The sequence below is a fragment of the Tardiphaga sp. P9-11 genome (assembly GCF_008329525.1).
In the GTDB taxonomy this organism is placed as follows: domain Bacteria; phylum Pseudomonadota; class Alphaproteobacteria; order Rhizobiales; family Xanthobacteraceae; genus Tardiphaga.
Genome location: NZ_NPKQ01000014.1, coordinates 80828 through 91700 on the forward strand (window position 1 = coordinate 80828; position 10873 = coordinate 91700).

Here is a 10873-nt window from a genome sequence, read left to right on the forward strand (position 1 = left end):
GCGTTAGTTGGCGGATGCCGGCGAGTACAGCTCGCCGGCAGGCGGAACCTTGGCATCCTCCGGGATGATGCCGCTGATCCTGTCGAAGGAGACGACGTTACGATACATGTCGTCGGTCAGTTCGAGGTCGGACCGCGCATATTTCGCGAAGATCTCGAACGACTGCTTCAGCGCGCCGGGCTCCATCTTGTCGAAGGTCTTGCCGAGCGCCGCGAGGCTCGCGGCCGGATCGCTCTTCATCAAGGCGACGGCCTTCTTCAGCGCCGCGACGAAACCACGGCAGATCCCCGCCTGGGCCTGGCAATGATCCGGACGCACCAGAACGACGTTGTAGGGAAACGTCTTCATCTCCGGCAGGTCGACGTCGGGACCCGACACCCACATCACGCCGCCGTCGGCGACCGCCGTCAGGGAGAACGGCGGCGAGAACGCCATCGCGTCGATCGTCCCGCTCTTCATTGCGGCGACCATCGCCTGCGGCTGCAGAGCCGTGATGGTGAAGTCTGTTTCCGGATTCATGCCCGCCTTGCGGGCAAGATAACGCAGGAAGCTGTGCGGCAGACCGTTCACCGCATCGATACCGATGGTCAGTCCCTTGAGCGCCTTGACCTTGTCGAGGGCGCCTGCGGAGGCCATCGACCCGAGTTTGTCGGCGACCCGCTTGCGCACGATGATATCGGTCGTGAAGCGATCCTGGGTATTGGCAATCGCGACAAGCTTCTGGTTGCGCGCGGCTGCCGCGACCTGAATGCCGCCGGAGATCAGCGTAAAATCGGCGCTCTTGCCGAGCACAGCCGGAATGACACCGGGCCCGGCGACATAGATGATCTTGGGGTCGATCCCCTGTTCGCGAAACAGCCCCCGCTCGACGGCGATGTAAGCCGGCGCGAACAGCAGCGACTGCGCCGGCAGCGCCATCGTCACGGCGGTCTGCGCCTTCACGGCGCTGCCGCCCGACGCGAACATCAGACAGGAAACCAGCGCTGCAAACCGCGCTTTCTTTACCGAGTAGCTCATGACGTCCCTCCCCTTGATGTTCAGCTACCTGTCTTTTGCAGATATGCTTCGTGCTCCGGATGTCGTCTCGGCGTCCGACAGAGCGCGACGTCCAATGCTTCATCGACAATGTCGGGCGGCTCCGCGTGCGGGTCTGTAGTCCGAAAGGTCACGTAACCATCGGGCCGAACCAGCACGGCGCCGCCCTGCGCGAGCCCGTACAGCGCACGGAATTGTTCGGACGGATCGTCCAGGTCACCACTTGCGCCGATCGACCAGGCGCCGCCCCGCAACTGCCGAGCGTCGATGGCCTGCATGAATGGAGCGTGCCAGGCCTTGAACTCCGGCGTCGTGAACAACGTGAACCGCCCGTAGCCGATCAGATCGATGGTCGAAACGGGCTGTCCGCCGCGCTCCAGCCAGATGTGCGGCGCGCGATGACCGGGGCGGCCATCCGGCGTGTAGTCAATCACTGAAAATGGCGGTGCCGATGTCCCGTCGCTGACGAAAGCGCCGCTTTGATAGACATGGCCGAAGGTCTGGCCCGGATAATCGAAATGCTCCCGAAGGCTCGGCACGACGTTGCGCATATGCGCCTCCGCCGCGTCGCGGCCATCGCCGTCCAGGTTCCTCGCCATCGCGCTGTCGGCCGTCGCCATTCCGGACAGACCGAGTTCGGCCATCTTCAAGGCATTGGCGACACTTTGCTCGATGTTGATCTTCGCGATCGGCCGCCGCTCGGCATCATAGCTATCGAGCAACGCGCCTGGTGCCCGTTCGCGCAACACCAGCGCCAGTTTCCAGGCGAGATTCTGAACGTCTGCGATCCCTGTATTCATACCTTGCCCGCCCGTCGGCGGGAGCGGATGGGCCGCATCGCCCGCCAGGAAAATCGGTCCCGCATTCATGCGGTCGGCCAGCCGCGCCTGCATCCGCCATGGCATGATCGAGTGAATTTTGATGTCGATGCCGTCGACACCGATTACCTCATGCAGGATGTCGGCGCAGCGATCCGGCGTGAAATCAGCTGCCGTTTCCTTCTGCTCATCGAAAGCGAAATTATAGGTCCAGCGACGGCGCCCATCGAGCGCGATCAGGACCCCACACGTCTGTGCATTATAGATCCACCACAATAGATACGGGCGATCCTCGACCAGCGACCACAAGTCGGCTTCGAAATAGATGCCGATCTGGCGTCCGATCCGGCCGCGCCCGGACATTTCGATGCCGGCCTGCCGGCGAACCAGGCTGCGCGCGCCGTCGGCACCAACCACGAAGGGAACGGCGATTTCGAACGCGCCATCCGGACCGATGCCGACCAGACGCACGCCATCGCCTTCACGCGCAACGCTTTGGATCTCGGTTTCGAAGCGGAGCTCGATATTCGGATCGTTGCGGGCCGCTTGCAGCAGGATCGGCTCGAGGCGATCCTGCGGACAGGATGCGCGCAAGCTCGGACTGGCGGCGCGATGGGCTGCATCGCGGTCAGTTACACCGCGCGTGCGCAGCACCGCCACTGCAGGCTCGGCGAGCCGTCGCAGGAAAGCAACGCCCTGGTTTCGATCGGCCGGAAGGCTTTGCGCCAGAATGGATTCTTCCAGCCCCAAAGAGCGAAAGATCTCCATGCTGCGCGCATTGACGACATGACCACGGGGATGCGTGGACGTCGTCGCATTCTGTTCGTAGACGATCGTCGCTATGCCCTCATGGGACAGCAACAAGGCGCACGTCAGCCCCACAGGACCCGCGCCGATAACCGCAACGTCAGGCATCGCTTCCTCCGGCATGACGCGTTCTAAGCCGCGTCACCTTCATTGACTGACAGTCAATCCTTAGATTGACTAACAGTCAAGCCGTTTCTTATAGGCTTTGCGGTGCATCATCTGCGCCGAGGACGTGCGCTTGCGCCATTACGACGGGAAACAGCTGCAGGGATGCGGTGATCACACCATCGGGCAGCACACGCCGCCCCTGAATCCACTCCAGGACCAGTTCGTCGTAGAATCCAAGCCACGCCCTCGTGGCGACGACAAGCGGCTCCGAAGGCTTTTCGATGTTGAAAAAGCCGAGAACCAAGTGGATGGCATTGCTGCGGGATTTTTCCCAGATCGCTTGAATGGCCGGCGTTCCACCGCCGCGCGAGTGAAACACATAATCCGCACGCCGCTGTTCGACGGCGTTCATGTGACTTACCAGGAAAGCGCGCAGCTTCTCGTTCGGCGTCCTTGGCTGTCGTGTCGCATCGATATGTAGCTGATCGAGGCGATCTGCCGCGATCTTAGAAACCGCTTCGTACAGCTTGGCCTTTGTGCCGAAATAGTGGAAAACAAGTCCGTGCGCTACCCCGGCCAGACGGGCGATCTCTTCAACGGGCACATCTTGAAACGAGGTCTGCGTAAAAAGCCTCGTAGCGGCGTCAATGATCTTCTCTCTGGATTCGGGCCCGCCGGACGTACTCCCCCCTCGCTTCGTTGATTTAGCTGCCCTTACCACACCGACACCCATGGTCTTCGACTGTCACCTACAAGGCGAGAAGTAGATGATGTAACAGAAAAAAACGGCGAAACCAGATCTTAGCCAAGCCCTCTACCCCCGTGCTCAATTTCAGCGATGAACTGCCGTCAGGTCAGAAAGAGCCCGCGGCAGACGCGCTCAGACACAGAGACCACTGAACCGATACTAGCTGCCCCGACGCCTTGCGCTTGCAGAAGCAAAGCGGATTGCACCGAGCATCCTTTCGGAAGCACCCTTCACCGTTTGATTGAGGAACTACCGCATCGATGATGTCGATTGCGCCTTGGTTTTGATGTTGTCTGTAGATGGCCGCTCGCGCCTAATCCCCTTCGGCAGGTTCGCTCCTTTCGACCTCTTTGACGCTGCGACACCACTCAGGCAAGCGAGCCGCGTTGTAGACGGCGTTGCGTTCGGCATGCTCCGTCCAGATGTACTTCGCGGGCCGCTCATTCCGCTCCGCGACGTCGTCGTCCAACCCGCGCACAAATCCATTGTATCCCGTCGAACGAATGAGTCGGTCGGGCCCCACAATGATGCGTCCCTTTTTTGCCGAAGTATCTTTGCTCCAGGCTCCGACGTTGGCCGCCAGGTTCATAAATCTTCGGTCCCAACGCGATGTGGCTGCTGCATCACTCATGCGGCGAGCCTGTCCACCGTCTTGTGGTGGACGCGCAAGCGAGAAGCGATCAGGCACATCGACGGCACGGGTGGGGTCAAAATTGGAAGCCGATTGGGGGGTCAAATGGCTTGCTGATCCACAGTTGATCCCGCCAAGCTGATCGGATGGGCCACCGCCCCCGGCCGTTACGCTTGGCTAACGCGAACAAGCGCGATCCTCGTGGCCGTGCCACTCGTTACCGGCTTTGGTCGGCATTGAGGGCATCGCAGCAAAAGAGAGCCGCTGATCTTGAGACTTTCGGTCGGATATGACGACAATTGCGAACCAAAATTCCCGGAGTCAGAGGCATCGAAGCGCGGCGTATCGGACGATCGGCCACGGCTTTCGCCTCTTAGTCGGTATTAAACGTATAGGCCGCTTGCAGGAAGCCGCCATAGCGCTCGGTGCGGACCGGCAGGGTCTGACAGGGACATGGCGTGCCGAAGAAATTGGTCTTGGCATCCTCCGTGGCCCACATCGCCCAATAGCGCGCGCCTGCACCGACGGAGAATGACGGCGTCACATAATAAGAGAGGATCGTTTCCAGCTGCACGCCCCTGCCTTCGCCGCTCTCCGGCGAGCGGGTATCATATGCGTTGCGCAACACGTGGTCGTCGACGCCCGAAAAGCGAACATAAGGCAGATAGGCCGCATCGCCGGTGAGTTTCAGCCGATCGTTCAGCATGACGACTCCGTTAAGGCCGACTCGCAACGAATGCCACGTATCGTCCTCCGTGATCGCCAGCGTCGATCCAGGGATCGCCGGCACACAAGGTGCCGCGACGGTCGCATTGGCGATCTGCGTGCAGCCATAGGCCGATTTGTTCTCACGATAATAATTGTAGCCGATGAACGGGCCCACATTGACTCCCGGGCCGCGGATAAACGCATAGCCGACATCGACCGTAGCATAGGCGATACTGCCCTGCACGGGGTCCGACACGGTGTTCGAATAGGGAACACCGTAGCCGGGCATCCAGTCCTCGTCGTTCATCTTGCCGCTTAGCAACTTGCCGCCGCCGATGAAGCCCTTGAGGAAGAAATCGGCCAGGCCATCGACACGACCGAACACTTCGCCGGAGACCGCCGGACTCTCATAAGTGAGTCGCGAGTTCAGGATGTTCTGCTGTGCCGGATCGGTGCCTGCACCGAGATCCTTCTGAAAACGACCCGACGAATACCAGACGCGTCCGCCGATCTCGATGTCGCCGCGCATGCTCGGATCTTCAACACTTTGCGAACCGCGCAGATGCATGTTCTCGGCGTCGTCCCACCGCGCATCGGTATCGCCGCCGAACTTCATGTTCAGCCCGACTTTGACAGTCTGGATGTTCTGCGAAACGCTAGTGCTGCCTGGTGGCGTCGTCCCATAGAGCGCAAAAGGCGGAAACGGCTGGAAATAGCTGCCGGGCGTCGCCATGCCGAAGCTGTTGAAACCGGCATAGTCGTATTCCACCTTCACCGACCAAGCTGGCGCTACCGCCCGTTCGATGCCGACGCCTGCGGTCCAGCCCCATTGGCTGTTCTTTGTGCCGGTCGAGAGGTCGATCGGGTTGGTATTGATATCAATCTGCTGATTGAGCCAGGCGACGCCACCTTTGGCGTAGAGCAAGGTGCGCCCGGCCTCGCCAGTCGCCAAGCCAACGCGCCCTGTAACGGTGCCCAGCGCGTTCTGCCGCACGCGGCAATTGGCCGACAGGAAATAGCCGGATGACGCAAGGCACGTATTGGTGCCGTTGGAGCTGACTGCGCTAATATCGGCCTCGACGCCGAGCACCAGATTCCGGCTCGGCTGAAAATTAAAACCTACCTGCGCGCCTCCCAAAGCCGTCGGCGTTCTGACATCGCCGCCATAAACGGCCGGGCCATTGCTATCTGTAAATCTGGATTGCCCCAATCCGCCGCCGATATGGACGCCGAGATAGGGTCCGGCCCATGTCCAAACCGCGAGGGGATAAGGCTGACCGTATTCCGGCAAATCCGCAGCGACCGCCTGGCTTGCGCCAAGCAGCAGAGAAGCGACGACAACAGATACTCTGGTCATGGACCCCACTCGAACACCGCACCAAGATTGCGCGCAGCTTCGGCGAGATTCGTTAAATTTCCCCTTTACGGTCCGCTAACTATGTTTTTTAGCAAGACGTCAACGATGACACACCGGCGACGCGCTTTTACCCGAGCGACAGACAGCAGGTACAAACAGGCTATTGGCCTTTCGGAGCGGGTAGAAGCGCTCGCGGTGGATGGGCTTAGGCTGCGTCGCGCGCGAACTTGCCGGGCGGGCATCCGAGGCGCTTACGAAACGCAGTGCTGAAGGCGCTGGCCGACTCGTAGCCAATCTCTTCTGCGATCCGATCTAGCGTCTTGTTGCCGCGGGCTAGCGCGTCCTTGGCGATCGCCATGCGCCAGCGCATCAGATACTCGATTGGCGCGCATCCCAGCACGTCTCCGAACCGGGACGAGAAGGCAGAGCGCGACATGCCCGCGATGCTCGCGAGTTCTGCCACTGTCCAGCTGGCGCGAACATCGGCATGGATCGCCTGCAACGCGCGGGCGATCGCCGGATCCTGCATCCCGCTCAACAGGCCCGCCGGGACAGCCTCATTGCCAAGGCTGCGCCAGCGAAGCGCCTCGACCAGTAAGGCCTCCAGCATGCGCTGAATGATCAGCTCTTTGCCGGGATAATCGGTAGCGCATTCCTCGGCCAAGAGATCGGTTAATCGTCCGAACCGCGTCGAGCGACCTTCCGATGCCGCGATATGGATACGCTCGGGCAAAAGCGACAGCAGGAGGGGACTGTTCACCCGCTCGAACGCAAAGCTCCCGCCCAACGCCATGAAGTCGGGCGTACCATCCGGGTCGCCATGCCGGACGGCTTCGCCACTCGGCGTGACAGGCCTGCCGGGAATATGGGGTTCGCTCGCCAGCGAGAAGGCGGGCGTGGTCGGCAGCAACAAGAAATCTCCCTCAGCGAGACGCAGCGGCTCCTTGCCATCGAAGGTCAGCCACGCCTCGCCCGAGAGGATGATCGTAAAGCCAGGCGCGTCATGCGCGTCATAATGAACGGCCCAACGCCCGCTTCCCGCGATCGGCTTCGACACCGCGGCGCTGGGGCGCAACAAGGCAATCATATCGCTGAGTGGATCCATATTCCTGGACGATCAATAAACATTTTTGTCCTAATGCTTATAGATAGTATGGATCGTCCCGTCTATCTCCTGATCCTCGAACCAAAGGAGACTGACATGATCAAGACCATCCTCATCACCGGAACCTCGTCGGGTTATGGCAAGGCGATCACCGAGCATTTCCTCGCACAGGGTTGGGACGTGATTGCCACGATGCGGCGGCCCGAGGCGGCCGGCTTTGCTGGCGATACCAGCCGGTTGCGGGTTTTGCCCCTCGACGTCACCGACGAAGCGAGCATCGCGGCGCTGCTTGAGGCCGCTGGCCCCATCGACGTGCTGGTGAATAATGCTGGCATCGGAGCTGTCGGGGCGTTCGAGGTGACGCCGATGTCGCTGGTACGTCAGCTGCTTGAGACCAACACGATCGGGGTGATGGCGATGTGCCAGGCGGTCATCCCGCAGATGCGTGCGCGCCGCTCGGGCATCATCGTCAATGTAACCTCGAACGTCACGCTCGGCGCGTTCCCGCTGGCTGCTGCCTACACTGCTAGCAAACAGGCGATCCAAGGCTTCACCGGCTCGCTTGCCCATGAGCTCGCCTACTTCGATATCGCGGTGAAGTTAGTCGAGCCCGGCTGCGCACCGACCACCAACTTCGGCGCGAACGCCATCATTCCCTTCGGCCAGCTGCTCCCGGGCGAGTACGCCGATTTCGCCAAGCCAATCATGGAAGGCTTTGCCGCGCCCGCTCTAATTACCCGGGAGAGCGATGTGGCGGAAGGCGTCTGGAACGCCGTGCGAGATGCAACCGGTCGGCTTCGGTTCCCTGCGGGGCCTGATGCTGTAGCGCTCGCGGAGACGCGATGACGGCCGTCCTATGCTGCGTCTCTCACCGCCCCCGTTCGATCTTACGCGACCGCGCCGCAGAGCGAACAAATTTACCCAATGAAGTCGTCGAAATGGCCCTCGGCCACGCGACCAGCAACAAGGTGGAAGCTGCCTATCGATGAAAAGCTTTCGTGCGATCTTCCCAGAGCATGAGGGGTATCGGCACGTGAGGGACTTGGAAAGCGCGCCGTAGCTCGATGACTTGCAAGGTAAGAAAGCTGGAGAGCCCCTTATGGGGCTCTCTTCCTCGTTCCGTCGGCCGCAATCCTCACTTCTTCTTGCGCCCTTTTCGAAGGGTCGTAGGAGGCTTTTCACCTTGCTTGGGCGCCAGCAGCAATTCACCTACCGCAACCTCCAAGGCAGCAGCAAGCCGGTCCAGGGTTTCGACAGTTGGGTTTTCAACCCCGCGCTCGATTCGTCCGACGTAAGAGCGATCGACACCAGCGTCCACCGCCAATGCCTCCTGAGACAGGACGCGTTTCACGCGAAGCCGCCTCAAATTCCAAGCTACCAGGGCCGTTGCCTTCATAGGCAGAACAAACGGCTTTGCGGTCCATTAAAACACGCACTATAATGTCCCTATTTTGATAATCGCTTCGGGCTAAGGCGAAAGATCCGCTCCCGACGGATGAATCACCAACTGAGGACGTTGGATCTCAAGAACACAAAGAGAAGCTGGGGCAATAATGAGTGACACGACGACAAGTGACGAAGCATGGTTCTATACATTGGGCGGACAGCGCCAAGGCCCAGTCCCCGCTGGCAAGCTGCGCGAACTCTTGGCGGCGCAGACGATCGATGGCGAGACGCTGATCTGGCAAAAAGGTTTGGCCGAGTGGCAACCGCTGCGCGCCACTGAGATTGGGACCCAGCTCAAGGACACCCCACCCCCCATCGCCGCGAGCCATGTGAACAATGGCTGGGTCTGGGCGCTCGCCTGCGCACCGATTGCATATCTGTTCGCGGATATTGCTATCCTTGGCTACCAAAACAGCCATCCGGCGGACGACCAGTTCTTCCATGTATTTCTAGCACCGCTCATTTGGCTTCCGTTATTCATAAACGCGACGCTATGTCTGGTTGATGCAGAGCAACTCAAGCGCGCCGGCTACAGCTCCGGCTGGATGACGTTATTCGCTCTGCTGTTGGCGCCCGTCTACCTCTTCCTACGTGCGCAACGGTTGCGCCAGACGCCGACCTACGGTTTCGTCTGGATCGCAACATTTATCGTCTCCATCGTGCTGCGAGCCATGTGACATGAATTCGAGCTCTCAGCCTCCTTCTGACGACCTCGCCGTCGTCATCTTCCTAGGCATCAGCTTCCTCATTGCCGGCATCATTTACATTATGCCGAGCATCATCGCGTTCCGGCGGAGCCATCCGAACCGCTGGATCATTCTAGTCATCAACATCGCCTTCGGCGGGACGATCATTGGCTGGGGTATCGCGCTGGTCTGGGCAATGCGGGCAGCTCATCGTGTCGGCTCAACCAGCAACGGCGGAGAATCCGGCCTCAATCTCTTCATCAACGACGTGAAGAAGATCCAAGTCGTCGAACCACCGCCGTTGCCTCAGACGTCGCTCTCACATGAGTTGGAACGCCTCCACGGCCTCCTCGTCCAAGGCGCGATATCCCAGGCGGAATTCGATGGCCTGAAGGCAAAGCTTCTGGGTGCTTCGGCCCTCTGATGAGCGCTCCTCAATCAAAGCTGTGTTGTTCCGGCGAGGCCATCAACTCGAACGGCTGGAGCATAGCTGCCTTCACCCATCGCGGCCTCGTGCGTCCAAACAACGAGGACGCGATCGCCGTCGGCACCGATGTCCTGACTGGCGACATGATCTCCCCCGTCATCATGACAGCCCCGGACGATTGCTGCCTCCTGATGGTCGCAGACGGCATAGGTGGCCACGCGCGTGGCGCGATGGCCAGCCGTGCCGTGCTTGACTATCTGGTTACAGCCGCCCACCGGATCTCCAATCCTTCATCCTGCACGGAGGCGGTCGAGGATGCCAATCAAGATCTCTACGCGATCATGCAGCAGCACGACGCCACACTTGGCATGGGAGCAACGGTGGCCGGAGCATTACTGTCGCCCACAGTGCTGCTCGCCTTCAACGTGGGCGACAGTCGTTGTTACCTACTCACTGCCGACAGGCTGATCCAGCTTAGCCATGACGACGTCGCGGACGAAGCCACCAATCGTTCTGGGCATCGCAGATCGCATGCCATCACCCAGTCGCTCGGCGGCTCTTCGTTTCCCGTAGCGGTTGAGACCCACATCAACGTCGATGTCCCGCTCAAGCTTGGCGAAGCCATTCTGCTTTGCACCGACGGCCTCACCGATCTGGTCTCGGACGACGACATCACCCACGCTCTGACTAGAATGACAGATCCTGGCCTTGCAACTCGACACCTCGCGGCCCTCGCGTTCCGCCACGGGGGTCACGACAACATCTCGATCGTCGTTGCGCGACGCGCCCGAGCCTAGCCACCGTTCTCCGTTCACTTCCGATAATCCTGGAGGGCGGTTTATCCGCCAAATACGCATGATGAAGATTTGCTGTCAATCGGCGTTCAAATTTGACCCCGGATCGGCGTCCAATTTTGACCCCTTTGAGCGTGCTGGTTTGGGGGTAGCGCTCGTCTCGTCGGAGCTGGCCGGGGTTGCGGAGACGAGACGAGCGCGGG

General features: G+C 60.5%; 11 protein-coding genes and 1 pseudogene. 4 read left to right on the forward strand and 8 right to left on the reverse strand.

Annotation, left to right across the window (positions count from 1 at the left end):
• Nucleotides 1-3: 3 nt before the first annotated feature.
• The 6 genes from CIW50_RS27495 to CIW50_RS27520 all read right to left on the reverse strand — a co-directional run bounded on the left by CIW50_RS27495 (nucleotide 4) and on the right by CIW50_RS27520 (nucleotide 7317).
• Nucleotides 4-1017 carry an ABC transporter substrate-binding protein gene (locus CIW50_RS27495; protein ID WP_149534335.1) on the reverse strand — a complete coding sequence of 338 codons (1014 nt, stop codon included), beginning with the start codon at nucleotides 1015-1017 and terminating at the stop codon, nucleotides 4-6.
• Nucleotides 1018-1037: 20 nt separating this feature from the next.
• Nucleotides 1038-2768, reverse strand: coding sequence for an FAD-dependent monooxygenase (locus CIW50_RS27500; protein ID WP_172980485.1), 1731 nt, complete (start codon nucleotides 2766-2768; stop codon nucleotides 1038-1040).
• 88 nt (nucleotides 2769-2856) lie between these two features.
• On the reverse strand, nucleotides 2857-3501 hold the full coding sequence (locus CIW50_RS27505) for a TetR/AcrR family transcriptional regulator (RefSeq protein WP_149534337.1): 645 nt from the start codon (nucleotides 3499-3501) through the stop codon (nucleotides 2857-2859).
• Nucleotides 3502-3829: 328 nt separating this feature from the next.
• Nucleotides 3830-4147 (reverse strand): hypothetical protein, encoded by a 318-nt coding sequence (locus CIW50_RS27510; RefSeq protein WP_149534338.1) that lies wholly within the window; start codon nucleotides 4145-4147, stop codon nucleotides 3830-3832.
• A gap of 373 nt (nucleotides 4148-4520) precedes the next feature.
• Nucleotides 4521-6212 (reverse strand): outer membrane beta-barrel protein, encoded by a 1692-nt coding sequence (locus CIW50_RS27515; RefSeq protein ID WP_149534339.1) that lies wholly within the window; start codon nucleotides 6210-6212, stop codon nucleotides 4521-4523.
• A 205-nt stretch (nucleotides 6213-6417) separates the two neighbouring features.
• Nucleotides 6418-7317 (reverse strand): AraC family transcriptional regulator, encoded by a 900-nt coding sequence (locus CIW50_RS27520; RefSeq protein ID WP_149534340.1) that lies wholly within the window; start codon nucleotides 7315-7317, stop codon nucleotides 6418-6420.
• A 96-nt stretch (nucleotides 7318-7413) separates the two neighbouring features.
• Here CIW50_RS27520 and CIW50_RS27525 point away from each other — a divergent pair, with 96 nt between their 5' ends.
• Complete coding sequence (locus CIW50_RS27525) at nucleotides 7414-8163, forward strand: SDR family oxidoreductase (RefSeq protein ID WP_149534341.1); 750 nt, start codon at nucleotides 7414-7416, stop codon at nucleotides 8161-8163.
• A gap of 289 nt (nucleotides 8164-8452) precedes the next feature.
• On the opposite strand, the gene CIW50_RS27535 is transcribed toward CIW50_RS27525, so the two are convergent.
• Nucleotides 8453-8713, reverse strand: a complete 261-nt coding sequence (locus CIW50_RS27535; RefSeq protein ID WP_149534342.1) for a helix-turn-helix domain-containing protein — start codon at nucleotides 8711-8713, stop codon at nucleotides 8453-8455.
• Nucleotides 8714-8870: 157 nt separating this feature from the next.
• Between CIW50_RS27535 and CIW50_RS27540 the strand changes: the two genes are divergently transcribed.
• From CIW50_RS27540 to CIW50_RS27550, 3 genes are all read left to right on the forward strand, one after another.
• A complete protein-coding gene (locus tag CIW50_RS27540; protein WP_149534343.1) occupies nucleotides 8871-9440 on the forward strand; it encodes a DUF4339 domain-containing protein in 570 nt (189 codons plus the stop codon).
• A gap of 91 nt (nucleotides 9441-9531) precedes the next feature.
• Nucleotides 9532-9873 carry a superinfection immunity protein gene (locus tag CIW50_RS27545; protein ID WP_172980486.1) on the forward strand — a complete coding sequence of 114 codons (342 nt, stop codon included), beginning with the start codon at nucleotides 9532-9534 and terminating at the stop codon, nucleotides 9871-9873.
• Nucleotides 9873-10673 carry a PP2C family protein-serine/threonine phosphatase gene (locus CIW50_RS27550; RefSeq protein ID WP_149534345.1) on the forward strand — a complete coding sequence of 267 codons (801 nt, stop codon included), beginning with the start codon at nucleotides 9873-9875 and terminating at the stop codon, nucleotides 10671-10673. Before CIW50_RS27545 ends, CIW50_RS27550 begins: the two co-directional genes overlap by 1 nt.
• A gap of 75 nt (nucleotides 10674-10748) precedes the next feature.
• Here the strand turns inward: CIW50_RS27550 and CIW50_RS29835 are convergent.
• Nucleotides 10749-10873 (reverse strand): annotated as a pseudogene (locus tag CIW50_RS29835) (IS21-like element helper ATPase IstB); the annotation flags it as partial.